The organism is Pseudomonas sp. FEN (assembly GCF_904067045.1).
Classification (GTDB): Bacteria; Pseudomonadota; Gammaproteobacteria; order Pseudomonadales; family Pseudomonadaceae; genus Aquipseudomonas.
In genome coordinates this window covers 549,830-576,490 of record NZ_CAJFDC010000007.1, presented here as the reverse complement: position 1 = coordinate 576,490, position 26,661 = coordinate 549,830, and the positions used below count along the sequence as shown (strand labels likewise).

Below are 26,661 nucleotides of genomic sequence, written 5' to 3'. Positions count from 1 at the left end.
GAACAGCAGGCGGATAAAGGCTTCGCGGGCATCGTAGTCCAGCGCCGAGGTCGGCTCGTCGGCGATCACCAGCTCCGGCTGGCCGATCAGCGCGCGGCGGCGGCAACCCGTTGTTGCTGGCCGATGGACAGCGAGTCGGCGCGGCGTTCGAGCAGGGCCGGGTCGCTCAGACCGAGGTGGGCGAGCAGGGTCGCGGCGGCCTGGTCGGCGCTGCCGTGGCGCTGGATCGCACGGCTGGCGCGCAGTTTGGAAAAGTGACAAGGCAGCTCGACGTTCTCGCGCACCGAGAGAAACGGTAGCAGGTTGAACTGCTGGAAAATGTAGCCGGTGTGGTCGACGCGAAAGCGGTCGCGAGCCCCGGCGCCCAGTTCGGTGAGTTCCTGGCCGAGCAAGCGGATGCTACCCGATTGGGCTTCTGCACCCCGCCCAACAGACCGAGCAAGGTGGTCTTGCCGCTGCCGCTGGGGCCCTTGAGGAACAGCGTTTCGCCCGGTTCCAGGCGGAACGCCGGAATGTCCAGCAACTGCGGATGACCGGGCCAGTTGAAGCTCAGGTCGGACAGTTCGATAAGTGCTTGGGTCATAAAGGCCGATTCACAGGTGGTGGGCTCTTTGTGGGGACGCTGTTCATCTGTGGGAGCGGAGCTTGCCCGCGAAGGGGATCAACTCGGTGTCTCTGAAGCACCGCGTCGTCCCTTTCGCGGGCAAGCTCCGCTCGCACAGATAAGCGCCATTCCAACAAGGATGGCGATGGATCAGAACTTCAGGGTGGCAGCCTCTGGCGTGGCGTCAACCCCTTGTTGGCCACTGCCGGAAATCAACTGCACCTGAATCTTGTGGGTGGCGGGGAATGTCTTGAACACCTGGCCCAGTTCCAGGGTCTTCAGCGCCGCCGGGGTGGCACAGGTGAACTGGTAGTGGGCGTGGATCTCGCTGTGGTCGTGGTGGTGTTCGGCACCGGCGGCCGGCGTGGTTGCGGCGGCTTCAGGGGCGTGATCGTCATCATCGTCATCGGCTTCTTCAGGTGCCGGGTCGCCGAACAGCGGGCTTTCCAGCTTCTGGTTGGCCACCACGCAACCGGCGGCTTTCGGCAGGTTGAACAGCTCCAGCGGCTTCTCCAGCAAGGCGTGCACGCTGGCCACCTTGGCCTTGTCGGCATCGCTGCTGGCCGGGTGTTCGAAGCCCACCAGGTTCATTGCCGGGCTTTGCAGTTCCAGTTCCAGGGTCTGGCCGTCCAGCGCCGCGTTCAGCCGGCCCACACCGTGCTCGTGGGCACCGAGGCTGCCATGTTCGTGTGCTTCATGGGCTTGGGCGGCAACCAGCGGGAGCAAGGCAAAAGGGCGAGCAGCAGGTGGCGCATGGCGTTTCTCCGGGAACGGCAACGAGGGTGTTTTGTTATGTGATCTTATAACATTTTATCCCGGGTTCGGCCACTGACTTGGCGTGTCGGGTGACGCGTGGGAGCATGGGCGCCTGTATAGCGAGGTGGGCGGCATGGTACGAATTCGAGGCAGCATCGGCCAATGGCCGGTGGATTTGACGGTGGAGCTGGATGAGGGTGACTGGGCGCGGCTGGGGGCGCAGTTGCAGGTGAGCGTGCCTGCCGATGCGGATGTTGCGCTGGTGGCGCCTCCGGTGAGCCAGGACGATGCCTTGTGGCGGACGGCCAGGGACCTGGTGCGTCAGGCCGGGCAGATTGATGGGCCGCAGTTGCTGGGACAGTTGGAAGGGTTGGCGGGAGCACGGCGGCGGCCAAGCGCTTGTTGGTGCGCTTGCGCCATTGCAGCGAGATCAAGGTGCTGAGCGGACGGATTCGCCGCTTTACAGCTGGGTCGAGGCCTGAAGGGGGATGTGAGAGCGGAGCTTGCCCACGAAGCTTTTGGCGGCCTTCGGGCCGCTCCAGAGCTAAAGCCTGCTCACGCAAGGTCAGTACAACGCAGCGAACAGCCGGCGACGATAGGTGGTCACCAGTGGGTGGTCGTTGCCCAACAGATCGAACACCTGCAGCAAAGTCTTGTGCGGCAGGCCTTCGCTGTAACCGCGATTGCGGATAAACAGCTTGAGCAGACCCTCCAGCGCAGCTTCGTACTGCTGGCGCGACAGCTGTTGTACCGCCAACTGATAGACCGCTTCGTCGTCCTGCGGATTTTGCGCCAGGCGCGCCTTCAGATCAGCCACCTCCGGCAGGTCGGCCGCCTGACGCAAGAAGGTCAGCTGCGCCTTGGCACCGGCCAGCGCGGCCTTGTACTCGTCGCTCTGACCGCATCCAGTACCACCTGGGCTTCGCCCAGCTCGCCGCGCTCGGCCAGGCAGCGGCCATAGAGAATCAGCGCCTTGGCGTTACTGTTGTCTTCACCGAGCAATACCTTGAGCAGGGCTTCGGCATCGCCGATCCGACCCTCGGCGAACAGCGCCTCGGCCTGTTCCAGGGGATCGGCGGCGACCGGCGGTGGCATCTGTACGTGCGGCTCAAGCATTTTGCGCACCGCCGACTCCGGTTGGGCCCCGGCGAAACCGTCCACCGGCTGGCCGTCCTTGAACAGCACCACGGTAGGCAGGCTGCGAATACCGAAACGAGCGACGATGTCCTGCTCGGCATCGCAGTCGACCTTGGCCAGCAACAGTTCGCCCTGATAGCTCTCGGCGATCTGTTGCAACATCGGCATCAATGCTTTGCAGGGCGCGCACCACTCGGCCCAGAAATCCACCAGTACCGGCTTGTGGAACGAATTCTCGATCACCGACTGGTCGAAGTCAGCGGTGGTGGCGTCGAAGATGTAGGGGCTGGGCTGAGTCATTGCAATCTCGAAGAGCGTGGAATGGGGCAACTATAAAGCCTGGGCCGGATGGCCGGAAGCACGGTCGCGCTGGGCATGGTAAAGACTGACATGGCGAAACTCCTCCGGTTCCGCCAGATCCGGCAGGGTGAAGGCTTCGAGCATTTCCAGGCGTCGGTACAGCGGATGGCGGAAATCCCGAACCCGCGAATCCGCCACCAGCGCTTCCCGACCCCGGCTGAGGAATTGATCGAGCAAGGGCAGGTTCTCCCGGTCATACAGAACATCCGCCACCAGGATCAGGTCGAAACGATCGCTCTCGGCGAAGAAATCCTCGCTGTAACCCAGTTCCACCCCATTGAGCGCCGCATTCGCCCGGCAGGCCGCCAGCGCCAGCGGATCAAGGTCGCAGGCCACCACTTCCAGCGCCCGGCGCGGGCCGCGGCAATTGCCGCCACGCCCGAGCCGGCGCCGAAGTCCAGTACCCGCTTGCCCGCCACCCACTGTGGCTGTGCCGCCAGGTAGCGGGCCATGGCCAGGCCGCTGGCCCAACAGAAACTCCAATAGGGCGGTTCATGCAGAATTCGCCGGGTTTCCTCCGGGGTAAAGGCGCGGTCCATGTTGTGCGCGTCGATCAGCCATAACCGCAGCGCGGTCCCTGGCAATGAACACGCCACCAGTCGCGCATCGCCCAGCAGCTCGCTCAAGGACTGTTGCAGGTCCGTCGGTGCGCTCATGGGGCGGTAAAGAATTGCAACTGGCCGAGGACCTGAGAGGTCGGCTCGGTGATGGTCCGCGCCGGCAGATGCAGGATCAACTGCCCGGACTGGCTGGCCCGCCCGCGCAATTCCACCCGGCTGCCCAGCGGGAACACCTCCGGGTTGAAGCGCAGGTGGAACGGCAGCGCCTGGCCGGTGCCTCTGATCCTGCTGCTGGCCAGCAACTGCTGCGGTCGACCGCGCTCGTCGATCACCAGCAGCGCCAGTTCCGCTTCCGCGCCCGCTGGCACACCCAGCAAGGTGCCGCTCAATTCACGCTGAAACGCGGGCAACGGACCGAGTTCTTCATAGGGAGTGACCGGTTTACTCGTCTGTTGCTGGACCGGGGCCTGCGGGACAGGCTTGGGCGGCGGGCTGCCGCAAGCAGCCAACAGGCCGGCGAGACTGAGCAAAACAAGCGGTCGTACTGACATGAACAGCTCCAACTCAAGGCGAAATACGCTGCATCTATAGGGATAAAAGGTAGTCGGGCGACTGTATACCGTAAAGCCTATGGCTTGTCTTGCGACGGGGATGCGCTACCATGGCCCTCCCATTTTTTGTTGCCTGCCACCATGCACTGTCCCTTCTGCGGTGCCAACGACACCAAAGTCATCGACTCGCGTCTGGTCGCCGAGGGCGAACAGGTGCGCCGCCGGCGCGAATGCCTGGCCTGCGGTGAACGTTTCACCACCTTCGAGACCGCCGAACTGGTCTTGCCACGCCTGATCAAACAGGACGGCAGCCGCCAACCCTTCGACGAAGACAAACTTCGCGCCGGCATGCAGCGCGCGCTGGAAAAGCGCCCGGTCAGCGTCGAGCGCCTGGAAGCCGCGCTGGTGCATATCAAGCACAAGCTGCGGGCCACCGGCGAGCGCGAGGTCAAGTCGCTGGTTGTCGGCGAGCTGGTGATGAGCGAGCTGCAGAAGCTCGACGAAGTCGCCTATATCCGTTTCGCGTCGGTCTATCGCCGCTTCCAGGACCTCAATGAGTTCCGCGAAGAGATCGACCGTCTCGCCCGCGAGCCGGCCAAGGAATGAGCCTTTCGACCGAGCAGGCCGTCCTCGACGCCCACTACATGGCCCGAGCCCTGGAGCTGGCCCGCAAGGGCCGCTACTCGACCCACCCGAACCCTCGGGTCGGCTGTGTGATCGTGCGGGCCGGCGTGGTGGTCGGCGAAGGTTGGCACGTGCGCGCCGGCGAACCCCATGCCGAGGTGCATGCCTTGCGCGAGGCCGCTGAAAACGCCCGCGGCGCCACGGCCTACGTGACCCTTGAACCGTGCAGCCATTTCGGTCGCACGCCACCGTGCGCCGACGCCCTGGTCAAGGCCGGCGTGGCGCGGGTGGTCGTGGCCATGCAGGACCCCAACCCGGAAGTCGCCGGCCGTGGCCTCAAGCGTCTGGCCGATGCCGGTATCGCCGTGCACAGCGGCGTGCTGGAAGGCGAAGCCCGGGCGCTCAACCAGGGCTTCCTCAAACGCATGGAGCATGGCGTGCCATTCGTGCGGGTCAAGCTGGCGATGAGCCTGGATGGCCGTACCGCCATGGCCAGCGGCGAAAGCCAGTGGATCACCGGTCCAGAGGCGCGTTCCGCCGTGCAGCGCTTGCGCGCCCAGGCCAGCGTGGTGCTGACCGGCGCCGACAGCGTGCTGGCGGACAACGCGCGGATGACCGTGCGCCCCGCCGAGCTGGGCCTCGACCCCGAACTGACGGCCCTGGCCGAACGCCGCCCCCCCCTGCGGGTGCTGATCGACGGTCGGCTGCGGGTGCCACTGGAGGCGGCGTTTTTCACGGTGGGGCCGGCGCTGGTGGTGACCTGCACCCCAGGCGCCAGCGAACGCTATCGGGCCCTGGGCCATGAACTGCTGGAAGTGCCCGCTGCCGATGGTCACGTTGACCTGCGCCGCGTGCTCACCGAACTGGCCGCCCGTGGCGTCAACGACGTGCTGGTCGAGGCCGGCCCGCGCCTGGCGGGCGCCTTTGCCCGGCAAGGACTGGTGGATGAATACCAATTGTTTGTCGCTGGTCAGTTTCTCGGCTCCACGGCGCGTCCATTGTTGGACTGGCCATTGGCGCGGATGAGCGAGGCGCCGCGGCTGAAAATCATCGAAATGCGCGCAGTCGGCAGTGACTGGCGAGTCACCGCGATACCTGATCCGACACCCGGCGTATAATTTTCGGCTTGCGCCACGCGCGGGCCTGTTCTCGAGGAGGACTTCATGTTTACCGGCATCATCGAATCCATCGGCAGTATCCGTGCCCTCAACCCCAAGGGCGGTGACGTTCGCGTCTACGTGGAAACCGGCAAGCTGGACCTGGCCGACGTCAAGCTCGGCGACAGCATCGCGGTGAACGGCGTCTGCCTGACCGCTGTCGAGCTGCCGGGCGATGGCTTCTGGGCCGACGTCAGCCGTGAAACCCTGGACTGCACCGCCTTCAACCAGTTGAAAGCCGGCAGCCGGGTCAACCTGGAAAAAGCCCTGACCCCGACCACGCGCCTGGGTGGACACCTGGTCAGCGGCCATGTCGACGGCGTCGGCGAAGTCGTCGCCCGTGAAGAAAACGCCCGGGCCATCCAGTTTCGCATCCGTGCGCCGAAAGACCTGGCCAAGTACATCGCCCACAAGGGCTCGATCACCGTCGACGGCACCAGCCTGACGGTCAACGCGGTGAACGGCGCCGAGTTCGAACTGACCATCGTCCCGCACACCCTGGCCGAAACCATCATGGCCGACTACCGTCCCGGTCGTCAGGTCAACCTCGAAGTCGACCTGCTGGCCCGTTACCTGGAGCGTCTGCTGCTGGGCGACAAGGCCGCGGAACCATCAAGCGGCGGCATCACCGAAAGTTTCCTGGCCGCCAACGGCTACCTCAAATCCTGAAACTCAATTTTTGAAAGAAGGGGGGTGCCGCGTGGCGCTCAACACGATTGAAGAACTGGTCGAAGACATTCGCCAAGGCAAGATGGTCATCCTCATGGATGACGAAGACCGTGAGAACGAAGGCGACCTGATCATGGCCGCCGAATGCTGCAAGGCCGAACACATCAACTTCATGGCCAAGCACGCCCGTGGCCTGATCTGCATGCCCATGAGCCGCGAGCGTTGCGAACTGCTCAAGCTGCCGCTGATGGCGCCGCGCAACGGTTCCGGCTTCGGCACCAAGTTCACCGTGTCCATCGAGGCCAGCGAAGGGGTGACCACCGGTATCTCCGCCGCCGACCGCGCGCGTACCGTGCAAGCGGCGGCCGCCAAGGACGCCAAGGCCGAAGACATCGTCAGTCCCGGTCACATCTTCCCGCTGATGGCCCAGCCCGGCGGTACCCTGGCCCGTGCCGGCCACACCGAAGCGGCCTGCGACCTGGCGCGCATGGCCGGTTTCGAGCCGAGCGGGGTGATCTGCGAAGTGATGAACGACGACGGCACCATGTCCCGTCGCGCCGAACTGGAAACCTTCGCCGCCGAGCACAGCATCAAGATCGGCACCATCGCCGACCTGATCCACTACCGGATGATCCACGAACGTACCGTTCAGCGGATTGCCGAGCAGCCACTGGACAGCGAACTGGGGCAATTCACCCTGGTGACCTATCGTGATTCGGTGGAAGGCGATGTGCACATGGCCCTGACCCTGGGCAGCTTCTGCGCCGAAGAGCCGACCCTGGTGCGGGTGCACAACATGGACCCGCTGCGCGACCTGTTGATGGTCAAGCAACCCGGGCGCTGGAGCCTGCGCGCCGCCATGGCCACGGTGGCCGAGGCCGGCAGCGGCGTGGTGCTGTTGCTGGGGCACCCGCTGGACGGCGACGTGCTGCTGGCGCATATCCGCGAGACCGCCGAGCAGGTGCCGGCGAAAAAACCGACCACCTACAGCATTGTCGGGGCCGGTTCGCAGATCCTGCGTGACCTGGGCGTGCGCAAAATGCGCCTGATGAGTGCGCCGATGAAGTTCAATGCGATATCCGGTTTCGACCTGGAAGTAGTAGAATACGTGCCCTCCGAATAAAGACTGGCTGCTCGCGGCCCTTGATTCGCGGTTCAAATATCCCTGAGGGGCGCGTACTAGGCGCGCCCCGGCTCTTTAAGAGAATTGTCGAATGACCCTGAAGACCATCGAAGGTACCTTCATCGCCCCCAAAGGCCGCTACGCCCTGGTGGTCGGCCGCTTCAACAGCTTCGTCGTCGAAAGCCTGGTGAGCGGTGCCGTTGACGCCCTGGTTCGCCACGGTGTCAGCGAAAGCGACATCACCATCATCCGTGCGCCTGGCGCCTTCGAGATCCCGCTGGTGGCACAGAAAGTCGCGCAGAAAGGCGACTTCTCGGCGATCATCGCCCTCGGCGCGGTCATTCGTGGCGGTACCCCGCACTTCGAATACGTGGCCGGCGAATGCACCAAGGGCCTGGCCCAGGTCTCCATGGAGTTCGGCGTGCCGGTGGCCTTTGGCGTGCTGACCGTCGACTCCATCGAGCAAGCCATCGAGCGTTCCGGCACCAAGGCCGGCAACAAAGGCGCCGAAGCCGCCCTTTCCGCCCTGGAAATGGTCAGCCTGCTGGCGCAATTGGAGGCTGTGTGATTAGCGACGAAAGCGATCGTTTCAACCCGCGCGATCCGAAGCCCGAAGGCGCCGGCAAGCCCTCCAAGAGCGTCAAGCGTCGCGAAGCCCGTCAACTGGCGACCCAGGCGCTGTACCAGTGGCACATGGCCAAGCAGTCGCTGAACGAAATCGAGGCGCAGTTCCGGGTCGACAACGATTTCAGCGATGTCGACGGCGCGTACTTCCGTGAAATCCTCCACGGCGTCCCGCAGTTCAAGAGCGAGATCGACACGGTCCTCAAGCCGTGCCTGGACATCGAGATCGAAGAGTTGGACCCGGTTGAGCTGGCGGTGTTGCGCCTGTCCACCTGGGAACTGCTCAAGCGCGTTGACGTGCCCTACCGCGTGGTGATCAACGAAGGCATCGAACTGGCCAAGGTCTACGGTTCCACCGATGGTCACAAGTTCGTCAACGGCGTGCTCGACAAGCTGGCGCCGCGCCTGCGTGAAGCTGAAGTGAAGGCGTTCAAGCGCTGATCCGCGCTTGACCTTTGCATGGGCGAGTTCGAGCTGATCCGCAATTTCTTCGCCGCCGCGCCCTGTGCGCAGGCCGGCGAGGGCGTTGCCCTGGGCATCGGCGACGACTGCGCTCTGCTCAGCGTCCCCGCCGGGGAGCAATTGGCGATTTCCACCGACACCCTGGTGGCCGGTGTGCACTTTGCCGACCCCTGCGACCCTTTCCTGCTCGGCCAGCGCGCGCTGGCCGTGGCCGCCAGCGACCTGGCCGCCATGGGCGCCACACCCCTGGCCTTTACCCTGGCCCTGACCTTGCCGCACAACGACGCCAGTTGGCTGCAAGCCTTCGCCCACGGCCTGAACCTGATGGCGCAACACTGTGCCTTGCGCCTGGTGGGCGGCGACACCACCCGTGGACCGCTGTGCCTGACGCTGACGGTGTTCGGTCGGGTGCCGACGGGGCAGGCCTTGACCCGCGGCGGCGCGCAAGTCGGCGACCTGCTGTGTGTCGGCGGCGAGTTGGGCAATGCGGCCGGCGCCTTGCCGCTGGTGCTGGGGCAGCGTACGGCGGAGCCGGCGATTGCCGAGCCGCTGCTGGAGCACTACTGGTCGCCCAAGCCGCAATTGGCACTGGGTCAGTTCTTGCGCAACAAGGCGACCTCGGCACTGGATATCTCCGATGGGCTCTTGGCCGATTGCGGGCATATCGCGGCGGCATCCGCGGTCAGGTTGCAGGTGGCGCACGACGCGCTGCCCTTGTCGTCGGCGTTGCGGGCCTTTCTCGGTCAGGATGGCGCCCACCAGGCGGCCCTCAGCGGTGGCGATGACTACGTGCTGGCCTTTACCCTGCCAGCCGACGAGTGGCCCGGGTTGCTGGCCGCGCACCCATCGGTACGGATGATCGGGCAGGTACTGGCCGGGCAGGGCGTGCTCCTGGTGGACGCCGCTGGCCGCGATATCACACCGGCGCGCCGGGGTTACCAACATTTTCCGGAGACACCGTGACAGATCATCCCAAGCAGGTCCCGGCCGAGCACGTGCCGCCGTCGGTCTGGCGCAATCCCTGGCATTTCCTGGCCTTCGGCTTCGGTTCCGGCACCTTGCCCAAGGCGCCGGGCACCTGGGGGTCGCTGGTTGCGCTACCCTTTATACCGTTATGGCAGATGCTGCCCGACTGGGGCTACTGGCTGATGCTTGGCGTCACCATGTTGTTCGGCTTCTGGCTGTGCGGCAAGGTCGCCAACGATCTGCGGGTACACGACCACGAAGGCATCGTCTGGGACGAGATGGTCGGGATGTGGATCACCCTCTGGCTGGTGCCGGACGGCTGGTACTGGTTGCTGGCGGGTTTTCTGCTGTTCCGCTTCTTCGACATCCTCAAGCCCTGGCCGATCCGCTGGATCGACCGGCATGTCCATGGCGGTGTTGGCATCATGCTCGATGATGTACTGGCCGGGGTCTTCGCCTGGCTGGCCATGCAAGGGTTGGTGCACCTCTTTACCTGAGGAATCGGGCATGTCTGGCTGGCGGTTGTGGGTGCTGCTGCTCTGTTTGTTTGCAGGTAGCGTTGTAGGAAATGTTGCTCGAGCTGGCGAGGAAACGTCCTTACCCGGGCAGGTCCACCTCGCCAGCGAGGAATGGCTCGACTACACCGGCGCCGACGGACACGGCATGGCCTGGGATCTGATGCGCGAAATCTTCGAGCCCAAGGGCGTCAAGGTCTTGATCAGTACCGAGCCTTATACCCGGGCGATCGGACTGGTGCAGCGGGGCGAGGCGGACGCCTGGGTGGCGGCTTATCGCAACGAGGTGGCGGGGGCGCTGTATCCGCGTTGGCATTTCGACGTCGATCATCTTTATGCCTTGGGGTTGGCGAGCAATCCGCAGCCGACCCTGGAAACCCTCGGCATCTATCGCCTGGCCTGGATGCGCGGTTACAAGTACCAGGACTACCTGCCCAATATTCGGCATTACAACGAAATCGTGCGTCGGGACGGTATCTTGTCGATGCTGTCCCACAGTCGTGCCGACTACTACATCGACGCCTTGTCCGAGGTGAACGAGGTGCTGGGGCATGCCGCGCACCCTGATATGTACCGGCGCAGCCACCTGCTGGACCTGCCGCTGTACCTGGGGTTTGCCAATACCGCACGGGGGCGTGCGCTCATGGCGCTGTATGACCTGCGTATGGAGGAGCTGGTCAGGAGCGGTGAGTTGCGGGTGATTTTCGAACGTTGGAAGCAACCTTATCCGTTCGATAGCCTGCCGGTGCCGGTGGGTACGAATCAAACCAATCGATAGTTATCATGGATAATTCAGCCTAAGCGTCTGTAGGAACCTGCTGTTACAATGCAATCTCTGCGAATTTCCAGTCCTCATACTGATCAGGAGCACATGGTGCCCGTCGTTTTCGTCGCCGCTTCCAAACTGCCCACTCCCTTTGCGACCTTCACCATGAATGGCTTTCTCGAAGAAGCCACCGGCCGTGAACACGTCGTGCTGACCCTGGGGGATGTGGCAGATGGCGCACCGGTTCTTGGCCGCGTGCATTCCGAATGCCTGACCGGCGATGCCTTGTTCAGCCAGCGCTGCGATTGCGGCTCCCAGCTGGAGGCAGCGCTGCGGGCGATTGCTCTCGAAGGTCGCGGTGTTTTGCTGTACCTGCGCCAGGAAGGCCGAGGCATTGGCCTGATGAACAAGATCCGCGCCTATGAGTTGCAGGATGGTGGCGCCGACACGGTCGAGGCCAACGAGCGCTTGGGTTTTGCCGCCGACCAGCGCGACTACTCCATCTGCCAGCCAATGCTCGAACACCTGGGCATCAAGTCCCTGCGCCTGATGACCAACAACCCACGCAAGGTCAAGGCTTTGACCGAGATGGGCATTGACGTGGTCGAGCGCGTGCCGCTGCAAACCGGGCAGAACCCGCACAACAAGCTCTACCTGGCGACCAAGGCTGGCAAGCTCGGCCATATGATGGGCAACGAGCACCAGAGCGAGGCTGACCCGGCGTGACCCGTGGCCAGGTAAAGCGGCGGCTGGCGGTGGGCTGGTGGAAGCAACTGGGGCTGAGTGTGCTGCCGCTGTTTGTCGCCAACTGGTTGTTCGGGCAGACGGAGCCGCTGCTGCCGGTGTTGGCGATGCCGTTGTTCATTGCCGGGGTGGCTTCGATGTTTGTCAGCCTGCGCTTTTTCGGGGCTTACAAGCGTTCGTTGGTAGCGACGCAGGCGGCGTTGGATAGCCCGGAAGAGCCGGCGGCGTGGATTGAACTGGCGGATGTGCGGCGCAAGGCCCTGGTCGTGGCGGCATTGCCGACCTGGATCGGCACCCTGGCGGTGTTCGTCGGGTTGGAGGCGGTGCCGTTGATGCTGCTGGTGTTGTCCACGGCGGTGCTGTTCTACCTGTACCGCGTTCCGCGTCAGTTGGGCTGATCGATACCATGCCCTTTGGCTTGGAGGGCGTCAGGTTAGAGACGGTCCTGAGGTGTGCCGGGTTTTGTGGCGAGCGGGCTTGTCGGAACGCCGCACCGCCGCGCTCGGCTGTGCAGCAGTCGTAAAACCTGTGATTACCTTCCAGCTGACACAATGAGGCTGCCGATTTTGGGGCCGCTTCGCGCCCCAGCGCGGGCAAGCCCGCTCGCCACAAGTCGCTGTGCTCCAGGATGGAGCAAGGGGCTCACAATCCCAGCAGCTTCATCCGCTCGGTCACCGACGCTTCGATCCCCGCCACATCCAACCCGCACTCCGCCAGCATCTGCGCCGGCTTCGCGTGTTCGACATACACATCCGGCAGACCCAGGTGCAGGATCGGCTTGAGCAGGTTGTCACGCGCCAGGAACTCGCTGACCGCCGCCCCGGCGCCGCCCATGATGGCGTTTTCCTCGAGGGTCACCAGCAACTCATGGCTGCCGGCCATTTCGCGCACCAGCGCTTCATCCAGCGGCTTGACGAAACGCATGTCGACCACGCTCGCCTCCAGCTTCTCGGCCACGATCAGCGCCTCGGCCAGTTGCACGCCAAATACCAACAGGGCGACTTTGCTGCCGCGACGCCGAACCACGCCCTTGCCGATCTCGATCGGTTCCAGGTCTTTCTCGATGGGCGCATTCGGCCCGGTACCGCGCGGATAGCGCACCGCCGCCGGCCCGTTGTACAAATGGCCAGTGCTGAGCATCTTGCGCAGTTCGTTTTCGTCGCTCGGGGTCATCACCAGCATGCCGGGGATGCAGCGCAGGTATGACAGGTCGAAACTACCGGCATGGGTCGGGCCGTCTTCGCCCACCAGGCCGGCGCGGTCGATGGCGAACAACACGTCGAGATTCTGCACCGCCACGTCATGCACCAATTGGTCATAACCGCGCTGCAGGAAGGTCGAGTAGATCGCCACCACCGGCTTGGCGCCTTCGCAGGCCATGCCGGCGGCAAAGGTCACCGCGTGTTGCTCGGCAATCGCCACGTCGAAGTAGCGCAGCGGGAAACGCTCGCTGAAAGCCACCAGATCGGAGCCTTCCTTCATCGCCGGGGTAATGCCCACCAGGCGCGGGTCGGCGGCGGCCATGTCGCACAGCCATTCGCCGAACACGCCGGAGTATTTCGGTCCGCTGGCCTTTTTCGGCGCGGCGGCCGGGGCGTCCAGGGGGTCGAGCTTGGTGATCGCGTGGTAACCGATCGGGTCGAGCTCCGCCGGAGCGAAGCCCTTGCCCTTCTTGGTGACCACATGCAGGAACTGCGGACCCTTGAGGTCGCGCATGTTGCGCAGGGTGGCGATCAGGGTCGGCAGGTCATGGCCGTCGATCGGACCGATGTAGTTCCAGCCCAGTTCTTCGAACAGGGTCCCGGGCACCAGCATGCCCTTGGCGTATTCTTCGGTACGCCGGGCGATTTCCCAGGCCCCGGGCAGGCGCGACAGTACTTTCTTGCTGCCTTCGCGCATGCTCGCGTAGGTGCGGCTGGAGAGAATCTTGGCCAGGTAGTTCGACAGGCCGCCGACATTGCGCGAGATCGACATGTCGTTGTCGTTGAGGATCACCAGCATGTTGGCGTCGACTTCCGGCGCGTGGTTCAGCGCCTCGAAGGCCATGCCGGCGGTCAGGGCACCGTCGCCGATCACGGCGATGGCCTTGCGCTCGCTGTTCTGCAGGCGGGCGGCGATGGCCATGCCCAGCGCGGCGCTGATCGAGGTGCTGGAGTGACCGACGCCAAAGGTGTCGTACTCGCTCTCCGAACGGCGTGGGAAAGCAGCCAGGCCACCTTTCTGGCGCAGGGTGTGCATCCGGGCGCGGCGACCGGTGAGGATCTTGTGCGGATACGCCTGATGACCCACGTCCCACACCAGTCGGTCGTCCGGGGTGTCGAAGACGTAGTGCAGCGCGATGGTCAGTTCGATCACGCCGAGGCCGGCACCGAAGTGCCCGCCGGTCTGGCCGACCGAATAGAGCAACTCCTGGCGCAATTCATCGGCCAGGGTTTCCAGCTCGGCTTCACCTAACCGGCGCAGGCCGGCCGGCGTGTCGGCACGGTCCAGCAGGGGCGTGGTCGGGCGCTTGCGGGGAATCTCATGGAACGTCGTGGGCATCAGGCGAATCGTTATAGGTATAGAAGAGGCGGCAGTTTACCTGATGCATCGCACGCTGCCCACGCGGAGCGTCGAAGTTGGCCGATACGCGGCCTTGAGCGACGCGCCGGGATCAGTGGCGACGTTCGACGATATAACGGGCCAGCTCGCGCAACGGTTCGGCGCAAGCGTCAAACGGTCGCAGGGCGTGCAGCGCCTGGTCGCGCAGCTCCAGGGCGTAGACCTTGGCCGCGTCCAGGCCGAGCAGGGCCGGGTAGGTTGGCTTGTCGCGGGCGATATCGGCGCCCTGGCGCTTGCCCAGGGTGGCGGTGTCGCTTTCCACGTCGAGAATATCGTCCTGCACCTGGAAAGCCAGGCCGATGGCCTGGGCATAGGTCTGCAGGGCACGCAACTCGTCGTTTTGCGCGTGGCCGCTGGCCAGGGCGCCAAGTTTGACGCTGGCTTCGATCAGTGCGCCGGTCTTGTGCCGGTGCATGTACTCCAGGGCTTTCTGGTCGAGCTTGCGGCCGACCGCGCCGAGGTCGATGGCCTGGCCGCCGACCATGCCGGCGGGGCCGGCCGCCTGGGCCAGGGTGGTGACCATGGTCAGGCGGATATCGGCGTCCAGGTCGCTCAGGCGTGGATCGAGCAGGGCGCTGAAGGCCAGGCTTTGCAGGCCGTCGCCGGCAAGAATCGCGCAGGCTTCGTCGAACGCCTTGTGGGTGGTCGGCTGGCCGCGGCGCAGATCGTCGTCGTCCATGGCCGGCAAATCGTCGTGCACCAGCGAGTAGGCGTGGATCAGTTCTACCGCGCAGGCCGCGCCGTTGGCCTGTTCGGGCTTGCCGCCGAGGGCCTCGCAGGCGGCGTAGGCGAGTAGCGGACGGACGCGCTTGCCGCCATTCATCACGCTGTAGCGCATGGCTTCATAGAGGCGGGCGAGTTCGGCGCTGGGGGCGTTGAACAGGGTTTCGAGTGCGCTGTTGACCCGGGCCTGGCTGCTGGCCTGATAGGCTTTGATCATTCTGCTTGTTCCGCGTCGAAGGGCTCTTCGGCCAGTTCGCCGTCGCGTTCGAGGAGGATCTGCACCTTCTGCTCGGCCTGGGCCAGGGCGCCCTGGCAGTCGCGGGTCAGGCGGATGCCTTGTTCGAAAGCGGTCAGCGAGTCTTCCAACGACAATTCGCCGTTCTCCAGGCGTTCGACCAGGGTTTGCAGGTCGGCAAGGGACTGCTCGAAATCCAGGGAAGCTTTTTTGCGGGCCATGGCGGCGATCTCGGTAGGCGTTGAACGGGCGCGACACTAGCAGACAGCGGGTTTAGGGGCAAATGCGAGGGGCTACCACTCGCTTTGTCCTGAACAGAATAGTGGATCGTTTCCACGCTCTCGGGATGATCACTGTGGTGATCGTAACAGTGCGATACATACCCATGATTGTTTGTGGATACGGCATTGCTGTATTCAAGTCAAAATTTGACAACCTACCTGCCGTGTTCCTGAAACAATTGAAGGAAGAACTCTTCGATGAATGATGAACCGGAGCAATTCCAGAAGGACTTGCTGGTCTCGGTTCGGCAGATGAAGGCGAGTAAAGCGGCGCGGGTCACCAGGGAGACATTGATCGCCGCTGTCGAGGTTCGGACAAAGGTCGGTTTGTCCGAGGGTGATTTCGCCAAGCTTCGGCCGGCGACTCCGGTTGTTTTGTAAGGGCATCGTGTATCTGTTTCTCGTCGATATGAAAACCGCAGGTCGATCGGAAAACACTGCTTAGGTAATGGCCTTTTGCCTTGTTTTACAAGGCTTTCCGGGGTTCGCACGAGGAACCTGATTTATTTGCTGAGCCACCTCACAAATACCGCTTTGTATCCATTGTCTAACAACCTTCGAATCGCTAACCTCTGCCGCTTCCCCCGCCTGTCATCGACAGGTCTTCTCTGACCGATACCGTGTCGGGAGTGCGCTGTGGATCTGGCGCAGGGATTTGTCAAACATGGCAAGGAGGCTGTTGATGCGCCGGTTTTTCCCCATCCTGATCGCCCTCTGGGCCACGACCGCCTGGGCCGAGCCCTCGGCCGAGCTTCAGGAGCCCACCGGCGGCTGGCGTTATTCGGGCTTCCTCGACCGCAGCGAGGCCCCGCGCGTGGCCTATCCCACGCCGCCCATCGATCGTGGCATCCAGCGCAGCCGCACGCCCATCGAAGGCCGGATCAATCCGCCCTCCGGTCCGCGCACGCCGCACGTCCTGTCGGTCAACGGCAACCCGCTGAATCTCTACACCGACGACGCCGGCCGCTTCGTCCGGCCCTACGCCTTCGGTGCCGGTTCCAACAACGTCGAAGTGCGCAGTTCCGAGGGCAAATCCCTCAAGCGCGTGCAGTTCTACGAAGCCAACAAGCAGATCACCCCGGCGCGTATCCGCGTGGTCCTCGGCTGGGACGACCCCAAGGCCGAACTCGACCTGCACATCATCACCCCCGACGGCCAGCACGCCTTCTACGCCCATCCGGCGTTGACCAACGGCGGCGGCCTCGACCCGGACGGCGTCGACGGCCCCGGCCCGGAAATGTTCACCATGACCGCGCCGCTGCACGGCACCTACCTGATTTATGTGAACTACTGGGGCAACTACAGCGCCAGCGACGGCTATAACTTTACCGAGCGCGCCAACCAGAACGAGGTCATCACCTCGCAGATCAACCTGGTGCTCAACGAAAACACCGTCGATGAAAAACGCGAGAGCTTCACGGTGCCCCTGCGCGCCATCGGCGACCTGCTGCTGGTCAAGACCTTCAACTATTGAACATCCCGCTCCACGGATGAATGGGCTTTGCGAACATGAGCGATAACACAGCTTCCCCGGACGCCGCCGTACCCGCCACCCCACCTGCTGGCTCGCGCCGCTGGCTGGGCCTTGTGCTCGGGCTTTGCGTGGCCGGCACGGTGGCCGGCGGCCTGGGCTGGTTTTTCCACCACAAACCGGCCGCCCCGATCCCGGAACTGGCCCTGGAAAAACTCGGCGTGAGCCGCCCGGATGCGCTGTTGGAAACCGCGTCGCTGAGTCAGTTGCCCAAGGACCTGCTCAGCGTGCCGTTCCTGCGTGACACCCTGACCGAGGATTTCGTCTTCTATTACGAAACCCACGGCGACCGCCTGGGCCTGATCGGCAGCCTGCGACGGATCATCTACGAGCATGACCTCAAGCTGCAGGACAACCTGATCGAGCAACTCTTCGACCAGCCGGCGGATATCGCCCTGTGGCGCGGTGCCGATGGTCGGCTCAAGGACTTCCTGCTGGTCATGGACCGCGGCGGCCTGGCCAAACTGCTTGAGCCCCTGGCCCATGTCGCGCTGGACGACACCCAACTGACCAAGGTCGGCGACGTGAAGGTCGCCGGTGACAGCGTGCCGCTCTATCGCCTGGCCTACAACGCCAGCAAGTCCCTGCTGTTCGCTTCCCGTGGCGACAAGCTGGTGGTGCTGTCCAACCCGGACCGGCTTTACGAGCAAACCAGCGACGACAGCGAAGTGGCGCCGGGCGAGGTCTCGACCCAGGCCCTGGCGGCGTTGCTCAATGGCGACAAACTGTTCCCCGAAGCCTTCGGTCTCAAGCCCCGCGAAACGGTCGTGAAGCAGCGTATCTCGATTGCGTCCAGCGTCCTGGCCATGGGTTACCAGCGCTTTATCCCCAACTTCGCCGGCCTGCGCCTGGATATGGACGACAAGGGCTGGCACAGCTTCCTCGCCCTGGATGAGCAGGACAAAGCCGCCGACTTCGACTTCAAGCCGATCTGGCAAGCCATGCCGGTAGGCGCCAGCGCCTGCGTCGCGCTGCCACTGGCCGCCGAGCAGCAACAACCGCTGCTGGTCAAACTGGGGGCCGACGAGGCCACCGCGAAAAAACTCACCGAACACATGAGCGGTGCCGCCGGCCTTTGCTGGTATGCCGACTCGCGCCTGTACACACCGTTGCTGGTGGCGAACCTGACCAAGGACAACGACAGTCTCGACGCCGACCTGGGCAAGCTGTTCGGCTCGATGGTCGGGAGCAAGGAAAGCAATGTCGACGGCGGTCTGTTCCCCATCGACGAGCAGCAGAAAGACGGCGTCCACCAGTGGAAGCGTCAGGTCAGCTCGACCTTCGGTCAGTACGCCGCCAAGGAAGCCGAGAACCCCGACGCCATCACCGGCAAGGGCTTCTTCCGCGTGAGCCTGGCACGACACGGTTCGACCCTGTTGTTTTCCCTGGATGACAAGCTGGTGGACAAGGCCCTCGGCACCCTCGACAAGCACTTCCCGCCACTGGCCGACGTGCTGCCCAAGGACGTGCTGATGCCGGTCTACCTCGGCCCGGACTCCCTGGCGCAACTGATGCAGCAGGAAACCCTCGACAGCCTGCCCCAGGACATGGAGCCGGTGTTCCGCAACGCCGCGCAGACCCACCTGATTCCCAAGCTGCAAAAGCTCGCCGGTTTCGGCAAATACGCCCTGACCCTGCCGGAAGGCAGCGAGCCGGACGGCCACTGGCAGTGGTTGCCGCTGCAATGGCGCGCGATGTGACGCCTATGTTCGCGATTGGCACGGCGCTATCGGGATGGCAACGCTGCACCACTGTGGCGAGTGGGCTTGCCCACGTTCGACTGCGCAGCAGTCGCAAAACCGGCCAACGCATTCCGTCAGATCGACCTCGCTTGCAGGTTTCAGGGCTGCTGCGCACCCCAGCGTGGGCAAGCCCACTCGCCACAATGGAGGGGCGTGCCCGGAAAGGCCTGTGCGTGCTGGCGCTGCTGTTCAGCGTGCCCGCGTTCGCCCTGGAAACACCGCCCCTGGACGTCGAGCAATCGCAGGTGTTCCGCGCCTGGTTCGTGCGTATCGCTCAGGAGCAACTGACCCAGGGCCCGAGCCCGCGCTGGTACCAGCAGGACTGCGCCGGGCTGGTGCGTTTCGCCGCCAACGAAGCGCTGAAAACCCATGACGACAAATGGCTACGGGCCAATGGCCTGTCCAACCGCTACCTGCCGCCCGAACTGGTCCTCAGCGAAGGCCAGCGCAACCTGGCCCAGCAATGGCAACAGGGCGGCGGCAAGGTCGGGCCCTACGTCAATGCGATCAAACTGATCCAGTTCAACAGTCAACTGGTCAGCCGCGACCTCAACCAGGCGCGGCCCGGTGACCTGCTGTTCTTCGACCAGGGCGACGACCAGCACCTGATGATCTGGATGGGCCGCAATATCGCCTATCACACCGGCACCACCACCCCCACCGACAACGGCATGCGCTCCGCCAGCGTGCAGCAACTCATGACATGGAAGGACACCCGATGGATACCCGATGCAACGAACCCCAACTTCATCGGCGTCTACCGGCTGAACTTCCTCTCTCGATGAACGGGTCTCCCATGAAGCGTCTGTTTTCCCGAATGGTTTTCGCCCTGGCCGTGCTGCTGCCGGTTGTCGCTGGTGCCGCTGATGACTCGGTGCCGCCGAGCAACTACACGCCGGTGGCCGGCGAGAGTTTCTTCCTGCTGGCCGACAGCAGTTTCGCCAGCGACGAGCAGGCCCTGGTCCGCCTCGAGGCGCCGGGCCGCGACTACCGGCGTTTCCGCATGGAGCCTTACGGCGGCGCGGATATCCGCGTGTACCGCATCGACCAGCCGCTGGAGTTCCTCAAACGCCAGAAGAACCTGCACCGGGTGGTCAGCGACGGTCAGTTCAAGGGCGAAGGGCTGTCCAACACCCTGGCCTACCTGTGGGACAACTGGTACCGCAAATCCCGTCGGGTGATGCAGCGGGCGTTCTCCTATGAGTCGCGCAAGCAAGTGACCGAGGAAGTGCCGGAACTGAAAATGGGCCAGGCCATCGCCGCGCCGACCCCGTATGACAACCACCCGCAATACGCGCCACTGCCCGGTCTGCCAATGGTCAGCCAGTTCCGCTACCCGCTGTGGGACGCCAAGCCGATCCAGCCGCCGAAGGGCGTCGACCTGGCTGGTTCTTCCAGCCAGTTCATCAGCGTCGCTCCCGGCAACGTCTATATCCCGCTGGGCAAACTCAAGCCGGGCCTGTACCTGGTGGAAGCGCTGATCGGCAAATACCGCGCGACCACCGTGGTGTTTGTCTCCAACACCGTGGCCGTGAGCAAGATCGCCGGCGACGAACTGCTGGTCTGGGCGGCACGCAAGCATGAAGGCAGCTCGGTGCCCAAGGTCAAGGTGCTGTGGACCGACGGCCTGGGCGTGATGAGCAGTGGCGAGACCGATGCCGATGGCTTGCTGCGCCTCAAGCACGTCAGCCCGGAGCGCTCGTTCATGATCGGCGAGGACGACGAGGGCGGTGTCTTCGTCTCCGAGAACTTCTATTACGACAGCGAAATCTACGACACCAAGCTCTACGCTTTCACCGACCGGCCGCTGTATCGGCCGGGGGATTGGGTGTCGATGAAGATCGTCGGTCGCGAATTCAAGAACGCCCGCGACTCGGTCAACCCGACCACCGCCCCGGTGCGCGTCAGCGTGCTGGATGCCACCGGCACCACCTTGCAGACCCTGGACCTGAACCTGGACGCCAAGTCCGGGACCCAGGGCCGTTTCCAACTGCCGGATAACGCCGTGGCCGGTGGTTACGAACTGCGTTTCAACTACCGCGACCAGACCTACAGCAGCGCCTTCCGCGTCGCCGAGTACATCAAGCCGCACTTTGAAATTTCCATGGACCTGGCCAAGCAGGACTTCCGCACTGGCGAGCCGATCAAGGGCAAATTGCTGTTGCTTTACCCGGACGGCAAGCCGGTGGCCGATGCCCGCGTGCAACTGAGCCTGCGCGCCCAGCAACTGTCGATGGTTGACAACGAGCTGCAATACCTCGGGCAATTCCCGGTGGAACTGACCAGCACCGAACTGACCACCGACGACAAGGGCCAGGCCGTGCTTGACCTGCCGGCGGCGGAAAAACCGAGCCGCTACATGCTCACCGTGTTCGCCAGCGATGGCGCGGCGTATCGGGTCAAGACCACCAAGGAGATCCTCATCGAGCGCGGCGCGGCGCGCTATCGCTTGTCGGCACCGCAGCGTTTCAGCGCTACCGGTGAGAAGGTCGCGTTCAGCTACGCCAGCGAATCCACCGTCGCCCAGCCCAACGCCGGTACGCCGAGCACCTATAGCTGGGTACGCCTGGAAGACCAGTCCACCGGCAGCGGTAAACTGGCGGCCAATGACAAAGGTTTCAGCGTCACCTTCGACCGTCCTGGCACCTACAACCTGTCGCTCAAGGACGATCACGAGCGCATCCTTGGCGCCACTGGCCATTCGGTGACCGGCGATGGCGTGAAAGCCGTGCCCGGCACCGTGGAAATCCTCCTCGACAAGCCCGAATACCAGGCTGGTGGTGAAGCCCTGGCGCTGATCACCTTTCCGGAGCCGGTCACCGACGCGCTGCTGTCCCTGGAACGCGACAAGGTCGAGGCCACGGCATTGCTGTCCAAGGGCGGCGACTGGTTGCGCCTGGAGAAAATCAGCGACACCCAATACCGTGCGCGGATTCCGGTGAAGGACAACTTCTCCCCCAACCTGACCTTCTCGGTGCTCTACACCAAGGGTGGTGAATACAGCTTCCAGAACGCCGGCCTCAAGGTCACCACGCCGCAGATCGACGTGGCCATTGCCACCGACAAGGACAGCTACCAGCCGGGCGACACCGTCTCGGTGGACCTGACCACCCAGTTCGCCGGCAAGCCGGTCGCGGCGCACCTGACCGTCAGCGTGGTGGATGAAATGATCTACGCACTGCAGCCGGAAGTGGCGCCGAGCATCGACCAGTTCTTCTACCACCCACGGCGCAACAACGTGCGCACCAGCGCCAGCCTGTCGTTTATCAGCTACGACGTGGCATTGCCGGGCAGCCCGGGCGCGCCGGGCAAGGCCAACCGCAGCGAGCGCGGAGTGAAAGTGCTGGAGCGGCCGCGTCGCGAAGACGTCGACACCGCCGCCTGGCAGCCGGAACTGGTCACCGATGCCAACGGCAAGGTGCGCTTCACCTTCCGCATGCCGGACTCCCTGACCCGCTGGCGCATCACCGCCCGGGCCATCGCCGATGCCGGACAAGTGGGGCAGAAGAACCAGTTCATCCGTTCCGACAAACCGCTGTACCTGAAATGGAGCGGTCCGACCCACTTCCGCAGCGGCGACCAGCCGAAGCTTGGCCTGTTCGCCTTCAGTCAGGCCGACAAGCCGGTCAAGACCGAACTGGTGATTCGCTACGCTCGTCAGGAACAGCGCTTGCCGTTGTCCCTGAACAAAGGCATCAACTACATCCCGCTGCCGGCGACCGCGCTGAGCAGTGGCGACTGGAGTGCTGAACTGCAACAGGATGGCAAGTCCCAGGACGCCCTGACCGTGCACCTGAGTGCGGTGGGCGACGGCTGGCAAGTGACGCAAAGCCAGAACCTCAGTGTGGCCAGTGGCGACACGCCGTTGAGCCTGCCGGCGGACGCCAGCGATATTCGCCTGCGCCTCGACGACAGCCCGCAAGCACTGTTCCGCGCCAACCTCGACGACCTGCTCAGCTACCCCTACGGTGGCGTCGAACAGACTGCCAGCCAACTGCTGCCGTTGAGCATCGCCTACCCGGCACTGTCGGCCAACGCCCAGGTCCGCGACCGTCTGCGTCTGATCATGCAGAACAGCCGCCTGCGCCTGGTCTCGATGGCCGGGCCGGACGCCTGGTTCACCTGGTGGGGCGAAGATGTCACTCCAGACGCCTTCCTCACCGGCTACGCCTATTACGCCGACTGGCACGCCAGCAAGGCGCTGGGCATCAGCCTGCCGCCGGAGCACTGGCAGCGGGTGCTGGATGTCTATGCCAAACAGGCCAGCGTCACGCCGTTGCTGCAACGGGCGCTGGTGTTGTCGTTCGCCAAGGACATGCAACTGCCGGTGAACACCCTGCTGAGCGGCCTGATGGACGAACTGGCGAAAGCCGGCGAGGGCGCCGACGCCAACCTGATGGACGATGGCCAGGACAGCGTGATCATGAGCGCACCGGATTCGGCCCTGGGCCTGGCCAGTGCGCGGGTACTGACCGCCGCCCTGGCCCGCCAGAGCAAAGTCGCCTTGCCGGATGCGTTCAGCAAGCAACTGCCCGCGGCCGAGCAGCGCCTCGGCGCCAGCTCGCAGCCGTTCGCCAGCGCCTTGAACCTGTCGATCAAACCGTTCAACGCCGACCTGGCTCAGGACCTGTTGCAGCGCCTGTTGCCGCAGCAATCCACCCTGGAACGCGCCCTGGCCCTGACCTGGCTGCAACGCAGCGTCGAGCAGACCCCGAAAATGGTCAACCTGACCCCGGGCGAAGGCTGGCAAGCGCGTCAGGGCGGGACCGGTGAGAACTACTGGCAATGGCAGGGCCCGGGTGTACCGAGCGTGTTGACCGTGAGCGGTGCGCAGGAGCTTCCGCTGCGGGCCAAGCTGAGCTACCTCAGCCAGCAGAAAGTCCCGGATGACCTGCCGGTGCAGATCAAGCGCCGCCTGCTGGAACTGGTGCCGGGCGACGACGCCTACACCTTCAGCCTCAAGGCCGTGGGTGACAAACCGTTGTCCAGCGACAGTCTCTACCTGGATGAAGTGATCCTCAGCACCAAGAGCGCCAAACCACTGCGCTACGGCATGCTCGAAGTGCCGTTGCCGCCGGGCGCCGATGTCGAGCGCACCACCTGGGGCGTCAATCTTGAGGGGTTGGCCGGTGCTGAAGCCACGCCTTTGGAGAAGGCGCATTTCGAACCGGGGCAGATGGCTTACGGTGTGCCGGTCAACAGCCTCAACGGTGAAGTGCGCCTGCGCCATCTGATCCGCTTCTCGCAGAAGGGCCAGTTCAAGTTGCCGCCGGCGCGTTTCAGCCAGATCTATGCGCCAGAGCACCAGGCCCAGGAGCAGAAGCCGGCGCTTGGGCAGATCACGGTCGAATAACATGACCCGCCCACTGGCCTGGCTGCTGTTGTGCCTCTTTCCTCTGCTGGCGACGGCAGAGGAAGCGCCCTTGCGCCTGGCTTGGAAAACCTCCGACGGTTATGAGCTGGTGCAGTTGAACACCACCCAGGTGCTCAACCGCGAGCCGGTGCCGGCGGATCTGCAAACGCCGTTGGGCAGCCTGTGGAAACTCTTCGTCTATGCCTGGTTGGTGGACACCGACCAGAAAGAGCCTGCCTACGATTGTCATGGGCAGGATCACGAGGAAGTCTATTGCTGCACCCCTGGCGGCAGTATTGCCCGGGATGCGGCGTTGGTCCGCTCCTGTGGTTTGTACTTTGACCCCAAGCGCTTGAAGATCGATGACGGCCAATGGCGTGACTATTGGCAAGCACGGCAGGCACCCGCCTGGCTGCTGAGTTTCAACCAACTGCAACCGCAAACCCGTGTCCCCGTGGTGCAACTGCTGGAAGCGTTGCGCACACTGCCGGCTCAGGAAACGGCGCGCAAACTGCTGCTGGACGTGGTGCTCAACGCCGCCGATGGTCAGGCGGTGGGACTGCTCGGCGGGCGCGTGCGGGTCAAGACCTGGAGCTGGCTCGGAGATCAGGATTCGCAGTCACGCCAGGGCGGTTTTGCCGGTTGGCTGGAAGATGGCACACCGCTTTGGGCCGGTGGTCGCGGTACCAGCCAGATGGTGCTGCGGCACTACTCGGATGTGCTGGGCAGTTTCTTGCCATCGCCGTCATCCGAGGATGCCGGGCGTTGCGTGCAGGTCGATCTGTTTTCCCGTTACCCGCTGAAAGGCGTTACCCGTGCTGACGGCCAAGCCGCTCCCAAGGGGGCCTTGCAAGGTCACTACCGGGTCGACTTCGCCAACGGCAACCAGTTGGAGATCGAAAGCGCGGGTGAACTCTTCCTGTTGCAGAATGCCGGTCAGCCACAACTGGTGGCGCGGCTGGACCGTGAGGAATATGTCGCCCGTGTCCTGCAACGCGAAGCCAAGACCGAACCGGTCGAAGCCGCCAAGGCCCTGGCCGTGGCGATCCGCACCTACCTGTTGCAGAACGCTGGCCGTAGTGGCGACTGCCTGAGCATTGACGACAGCAGCGGCCGTCAGCGTGTTGCACCACGTCCTGCCACTGCCGAAGCTCGGGGTATCGCGGCCTGGACCAGCGACCTGGTGTTGGCGGGCAGTCCGGTGACTTACCACTCTGATCAGTCGGGCCCGGACAAGCTGTCCTGGCAACAGGCAGTGGAACAGGCCAAGGGCGGCGAGCGTTATGACCAGATTCTCCAACACGCTTATCCGCGTGCGAGCTTGAGCCGCTGGGACAACCCGGTGGCTTCGTGTGAGCCGTTGCCGGCAGCGCAGGAATGGCTGCTGAAACAGCGTCGCGTCTGGCGCCAGCGCCTGGATCAGGAAGTCGGCTATAACGAATTGAGCCAGTTTGCGGTCTGTCGGGTGTCTTACGGTCGGCCTTATGTCGACCGCGAGCGCCAACGCATCTATGTGCGCGGCGTGCTGACCCAGCAGGACCGCCTCGACCTGACCCATGAATACCTGCACCTGGCGTTCGAGGCCCATCCGAACGGCCAGGACGAAGATTACGTCGAAGGGCTTGCCCGTCACCTGTTACTGGAATAGGCCATGAAATTGCGCATCTCCACCGTTGTCCTGTTCCTCGGCGCCCTGGTTGTGCTGAACGCGGCCCATGCCGATAGCGGCATCCAGTTGGACACGCCCAAGGGCGGCTGGCACGCCGGCTCGGCGGATGGCGAGCACTTCCGCCAGACCGTCAACTACCCGGCTTCATCGGTTAACACCCCTGCGGGCCAGGCGGATACGGCGCGGATCCGGGGCATGATCAAGGGCGCGCCGAAGAGCGCCAGGATGCCGGGGAATCTGATCGTCAATGGCGTGAGCATGCCGTTGAAGATCGATGAGTCGGGGAATTTTGATCGACCGTTTTCGTTTCCCACTGGCAGCAACAGCGTTGAAGTGCGCAGCCCGGATGGGCAGCAGCGCAAGCGAGTGCAGTTTCTGAATGTGGGTGGCGGCGCGACGCCGGCCAAGTTGCGGATTCTGCTGTCGTGGGACACCGACGGCACTGACCTGGACCTGCATGTGGTGACGCCGGATGGCGCGCATATCTGGTACGGCGATCGGGTCGCTCCGAATGGTGCGGCGTTGGATGTGGACGTGACCACGGGTTACGGCCCGGAGATTTTCTCCATGCCCGCGCCGATCAAGGGGCAGTACCTGATCTATGTGAACTACTTCGGTGGCGGTTATCGCAGTGACGATGACGAGAGCGGCGGGCAGGAGAATGCCGTTCAGCCACTGACCACGGCGAAGGTTACGGTGATTACGGAGGAGGGGACGGTGAACGAGAAGATGGAATCGTTCATCGTGCCGATGCGGGCGCCGGGGGAACTGACGTTGGCGAGGCGGTTTAGTTATCCGTAACCGGCCTAATAATCCCTAATCTCTGAAAGGTCTGATATGCAACCGCGGAAGTGACCGCGGAACTCACCGCGGAAGTCGAGGGGAATGTCTTTCGGTTTGTGTTGCTC

Annotated in this window: 22 protein-coding genes and 5 pseudogenes; 19 read left to right on the top strand and 8 right to left on the bottom strand. The window is 64.0% G+C overall.

Annotated features, from left to right (window positions below):
* Both PFEN_RS08520 and PFEN_RS08515 read right to left on the bottom strand, forming a co-directional pair.
* Positions 1 to 583 (bottom strand): annotated as a pseudogene (locus PFEN_RS08520) (ATP-binding cassette domain-containing protein); the annotation flags it as partial.
* A 171-nt stretch (positions 584 to 754) separates the two neighbouring features.
* Positions 755 to 1,330 carry a DUF2796 domain-containing protein gene (locus PFEN_RS08515; RefSeq protein ID WP_224770922.1) on the bottom strand — a complete coding sequence of 192 codons (576 nt, stop codon included), beginning with the start codon at positions 1,328 to 1,330 and terminating at the stop codon, positions 755 to 757.
* A 163-nt stretch (positions 1,331 to 1,493) separates the two neighbouring features.
* On the opposite strand from PFEN_RS08515, the pseudogene PFEN_RS08510 reads away from it, so the two are divergent.
* Positions 1,494 to 1,842, top strand: a pseudogene (locus PFEN_RS08510) (hypothetical protein).
* A gap of 83 nt (positions 1,843 to 1,925) precedes the next feature.
* On the opposite strand, the pseudogene trxA reads toward PFEN_RS08510, so the two are convergent.
* The 3 genes and pseudogenes from trxA to PFEN_RS08495 form a co-directional block, all read right to left on the bottom strand.
* A pseudogene (gene trxA / locus PFEN_RS08505) lies at positions 1,926 to 2,797 on the bottom strand (thioredoxin).
* Positions 2,798 to 2,827: 30 nt separating this feature from the next.
* Positions 2,828 to 3,513: pseudogene (locus tag PFEN_RS08500) on the bottom strand (class I SAM-dependent methyltransferase).
* The gene (locus PFEN_RS08495; protein WP_191485969.1) at positions 3,510 to 3,968 is read right to left on the bottom strand and encodes a hypothetical protein; all 459 of its coding nucleotides are present in this window, start codon (positions 3,966 to 3,968) and stop codon (positions 3,510 to 3,512) included. Before PFEN_RS08495 ends, PFEN_RS08500 begins: the two are co-directional and overlap by 4 nt.
* Before the next feature lie 141 nt (positions 3,969 to 4,109).
* Here PFEN_RS08495 and nrdR point away from each other — a divergent pair, with 141 nt between their 5' ends.
* From nrdR to PFEN_RS08440, 11 genes are all read left to right on the top strand, one after another.
* Positions 4,110 to 4,574: a transcriptional regulator NrdR gene (nrdR, locus tag PFEN_RS08490; RefSeq protein ID WP_191485968.1), complete on the top strand. Its 465-nt coding sequence runs from the start codon at positions 4,110 to 4,112 to the stop codon at positions 4,572 to 4,574.
* Positions 4,571 to 5,710: a bifunctional diaminohydroxyphosphoribosylaminopyrimidine deaminase/5-amino-6-(5-phosphoribosylamino)uracil reductase RibD gene (gene ribD / locus PFEN_RS08485; RefSeq protein WP_191485973.1), complete on the top strand. Its 1,140-nt coding sequence runs from the start codon at positions 4,571 to 4,573 to the stop codon at positions 5,708 to 5,710. The genes nrdR and ribD overlap by 4 nt, the downstream gene beginning before the upstream one ends.
* A 45-nt stretch (positions 5,711 to 5,755) precedes the next feature.
* Positions 5,756 to 6,418, top strand: coding sequence for a riboflavin synthase (locus PFEN_RS08480; RefSeq protein ID WP_040071243.1), 663 nt, complete (start codon positions 5,756 to 5,758; stop codon positions 6,416 to 6,418).
* A gap of 31 nt (positions 6,419 to 6,449) precedes the next feature.
* Complete coding sequence (gene ribBA, locus PFEN_RS08475) at positions 6,450 to 7,541, top strand: bifunctional 3,4-dihydroxy-2-butanone-4-phosphate synthase/GTP cyclohydrolase II (RefSeq protein ID WP_191485974.1); 1,092 nt, start codon at positions 6,450 to 6,452, stop codon at positions 7,539 to 7,541.
* Between the two features lie 91 nt (positions 7,542 to 7,632).
* On the top strand, positions 7,633 to 8,109 hold the full coding sequence (ribE, locus tag PFEN_RS08470; RefSeq protein ID WP_040071241.1) for a 6,7-dimethyl-8-ribityllumazine synthase: 477 nt from the start codon (positions 7,633 to 7,635) through the stop codon (positions 8,107 to 8,109).
* Entirely contained in the window at positions 8,106 to 8,606 is a 501-nt protein-coding gene (gene nusB, locus PFEN_RS08465) for a transcription antitermination factor NusB (RefSeq protein ID WP_177101688.1), read from the top strand. The genes ribE and nusB overlap by 4 nt, the downstream gene beginning before the upstream one ends.
* A gap of 18 nt (positions 8,607 to 8,624) precedes the next feature.
* On the top strand, positions 8,625 to 9,590 hold the full coding sequence (thiL, locus tag PFEN_RS08460) for a thiamine-phosphate kinase (RefSeq protein WP_191486406.1): 966 nt from the start codon (positions 8,625 to 8,627) through the stop codon (positions 9,588 to 9,590).
* Positions 9,587 to 10,090 carry a phosphatidylglycerophosphatase A gene (locus PFEN_RS08455; protein WP_191486405.1) on the top strand — a complete coding sequence of 168 codons (504 nt, stop codon included), beginning with the start codon at positions 9,587 to 9,589 and terminating at the stop codon, positions 10,088 to 10,090. The genes thiL and PFEN_RS08455 overlap by 4 nt, the downstream gene beginning before the upstream one ends.
* A gap of 10 nt (positions 10,091 to 10,100) precedes the next feature.
* Complete coding sequence (locus PFEN_RS08450) at positions 10,101 to 10,886, top strand: transporter substrate-binding domain-containing protein (RefSeq protein WP_191486404.1); 786 nt, start codon at positions 10,101 to 10,103, stop codon at positions 10,884 to 10,886.
* A 96-nt stretch (positions 10,887 to 10,982) separates the two neighbouring features.
* On the top strand, positions 10,983 to 11,600 hold the full coding sequence (ribA, locus tag PFEN_RS08445) for a GTP cyclohydrolase II (RefSeq protein WP_191486439.1): 618 nt from the start codon (positions 10,983 to 10,985) through the stop codon (positions 11,598 to 11,600).
* Positions 11,597 to 12,016 (top strand): MFS transporter, encoded by a 420-nt coding sequence (locus tag PFEN_RS08440; protein ID WP_191486403.1) that lies wholly within the window; start codon positions 11,597 to 11,599, stop codon positions 12,014 to 12,016. The genes ribA and PFEN_RS08440 overlap by 4 nt, the downstream gene beginning before the upstream one ends.
* A gap of 244 nt (positions 12,017 to 12,260) precedes the next feature.
* Here the strand turns inward: PFEN_RS08440 and dxs are convergent, their stop codons facing one another.
* From dxs to PFEN_RS08425, 3 genes are all read right to left on the bottom strand, one after another.
* Positions 12,261 to 14,159, bottom strand: coding sequence for a 1-deoxy-D-xylulose-5-phosphate synthase (gene dxs / locus PFEN_RS08435; RefSeq protein ID WP_191486402.1), 1,899 nt, complete (start codon positions 14,157 to 14,159; stop codon positions 12,261 to 12,263).
* A gap of 112 nt (positions 14,160 to 14,271) precedes the next feature.
* Positions 14,272 to 15,159 carry a (2E,6E)-farnesyl diphosphate synthase gene (ispA, locus tag PFEN_RS08430; RefSeq protein WP_191486401.1) on the bottom strand — a complete coding sequence of 296 codons (888 nt, stop codon included), beginning with the start codon at positions 15,157 to 15,159 and terminating at the stop codon, positions 14,272 to 14,274.
* The gene (locus PFEN_RS08425) at positions 15,156 to 15,398 is read right to left on the bottom strand and encodes an exodeoxyribonuclease VII small subunit (protein ID WP_100944400.1); all 243 of its coding nucleotides are present in this window, start codon (positions 15,396 to 15,398) and stop codon (positions 15,156 to 15,158) included. Before PFEN_RS08425 ends, ispA begins: the two co-directional genes overlap by 4 nt.
* Positions 15,399 to 15,656: 258 nt before the next feature.
* On the opposite strand from PFEN_RS08425, the pseudogene PFEN_RS08420 reads away from it, so the two are divergent.
* The 7 genes and pseudogenes from PFEN_RS08420 to PFEN_RS08390 form a co-directional block, all read left to right on the top strand.
* Positions 15,657 to 15,812, top strand: a pseudogene (locus PFEN_RS08420) (transcriptional regulator); the annotation flags it as partial.
* 328 nt (positions 15,813 to 16,140) lie between these two features.
* Positions 16,141 to 16,932 carry a YfaP family protein gene (locus PFEN_RS08415; RefSeq protein ID WP_191486400.1) on the top strand — a complete coding sequence of 264 codons (792 nt, stop codon included), beginning with the start codon at positions 16,141 to 16,143 and terminating at the stop codon, positions 16,930 to 16,932.
* Between the two features lie 35 nt (positions 16,933 to 16,967).
* Positions 16,968 to 18,689: a DUF2138 domain-containing protein gene (locus PFEN_RS08410; RefSeq protein ID WP_191486399.1), complete on the top strand. Its 1,722-nt coding sequence runs from the start codon at positions 16,968 to 16,970 to the stop codon at positions 18,687 to 18,689.
* Positions 18,690 to 18,874: 185 nt separating this feature from the next.
* Entirely contained in the window at positions 18,875 to 19,516 is a 642-nt protein-coding gene (locus PFEN_RS08405; RefSeq protein WP_191486398.1) for a DUF1175 domain-containing protein, read from the top strand.
* Positions 19,513 to 24,084 (top strand): alpha-2-macroglobulin family protein, encoded by a 4,572-nt coding sequence (locus PFEN_RS08400; RefSeq protein WP_191486397.1) that lies wholly within the window; start codon positions 19,513 to 19,515, stop codon positions 24,082 to 24,084. Before PFEN_RS08405 ends, PFEN_RS08400 begins: the two co-directional genes overlap by 4 nt.
* A 1-nt stretch (position 24,085) precedes the next feature.
* Positions 24,086 to 25,732, top strand: a complete 1,647-nt coding sequence (locus PFEN_RS08395; RefSeq protein ID WP_191486396.1) for a DUF2300 domain-containing protein — start codon at positions 24,086 to 24,088, stop codon at positions 25,730 to 25,732.
* Between the two features lie 3 nt (positions 25,733 to 25,735).
* Entirely contained in the window at positions 25,736 to 26,554 is an 819-nt protein-coding gene (locus tag PFEN_RS08390; protein ID WP_191486395.1) for a YfaP family protein, read from the top strand.
* Positions 26,555 to 26,661 lie beyond the last annotated feature (107 nt).

Excerpts from the sequence above, each read along its gene's own strand:
- PFEN_RS08495 (WP_191485969.1), bottom strand. The coding sequence starts at position 3,968 with ATGTCAGTACGACCGCTTGTTTTGCTCAGTCTCGCCGGCCTGTTGGCT.
- nrdR (WP_191485968.1), top strand. The coding sequence starts at position 4,110 with ATGCACTGTCCCTTCTGCGGTGCCAACGACACCAAAGTCATCGACTCG.
- ribD (WP_191485973.1), top strand. The coding sequence starts at position 4,571 with ATGAGCCTTTCGACCGAGCAGGCCGTCCTCGACGCCCACTACATGGCC.
- PFEN_RS08480 (WP_040071243.1), top strand. The coding sequence starts at position 5,756 with ATGTTTACCGGCATCATCGAATCCATCGGCAGTATCCGTGCCCTCAAC.
- ribE (WP_040071241.1), top strand. The coding sequence starts at position 7,633 with ATGACCCTGAAGACCATCGAAGGTACCTTCATCGCCCCCAAAGGCCGC.
- thiL (WP_191486406.1), top strand. The coding sequence starts at position 8,625 with ATGGGCGAGTTCGAGCTGATCCGCAATTTCTTCGCCGCCGCGCCCTGT.
- PFEN_RS08450 (WP_191486404.1), top strand. The coding sequence starts at position 10,101 with ATGTCTGGCTGGCGGTTGTGGGTGCTGCTGCTCTGTTTGTTTGCAGGT.
- dxs (WP_191486402.1), bottom strand. The coding sequence starts at position 14,159 with ATGCCCACGACGTTCCATGAGATTCCCCGCAAGCGCCCGACCACGCCC.
- ispA (WP_191486401.1), bottom strand. The coding sequence starts at position 15,159 with ATGATCAAAGCCTATCAGGCCAGCAGCCAGGCCCGGGTCAACAGCGCA.
- PFEN_RS08425 (WP_100944400.1), bottom strand. The coding sequence starts at position 15,398 with ATGGCCCGCAAAAAAGCTTCCCTGGATTTCGAGCAGTCCCTTGCCGAC.
- PFEN_RS08415 (WP_191486400.1), top strand. The coding sequence starts at position 16,141 with ATGCGCCGGTTTTTCCCCATCCTGATCGCCCTCTGGGCCACGACCGCC.
- PFEN_RS08410 (WP_191486399.1), top strand. The coding sequence starts at position 16,968 with ATGAGCGATAACACAGCTTCCCCGGACGCCGCCGTACCCGCCACCCCA.
- PFEN_RS08405 (WP_191486398.1), top strand. The coding sequence starts at position 18,875 with ATGGAGGGGCGTGCCCGGAAAGGCCTGTGCGTGCTGGCGCTGCTGTTC.
- PFEN_RS08400 (WP_191486397.1), top strand. The coding sequence starts at position 19,513 with ATGAACGGGTCTCCCATGAAGCGTCTGTTTTCCCGAATGGTTTTCGCC.
- PFEN_RS08395 (WP_191486396.1), top strand. The coding sequence starts at position 24,086 with ATGACCCGCCCACTGGCCTGGCTGCTGTTGTGCCTCTTTCCTCTGCTG.
- PFEN_RS08390 (WP_191486395.1), top strand. The coding sequence starts at position 25,736 with ATGAAATTGCGCATCTCCACCGTTGTCCTGTTCCTCGGCGCCCTGGTT.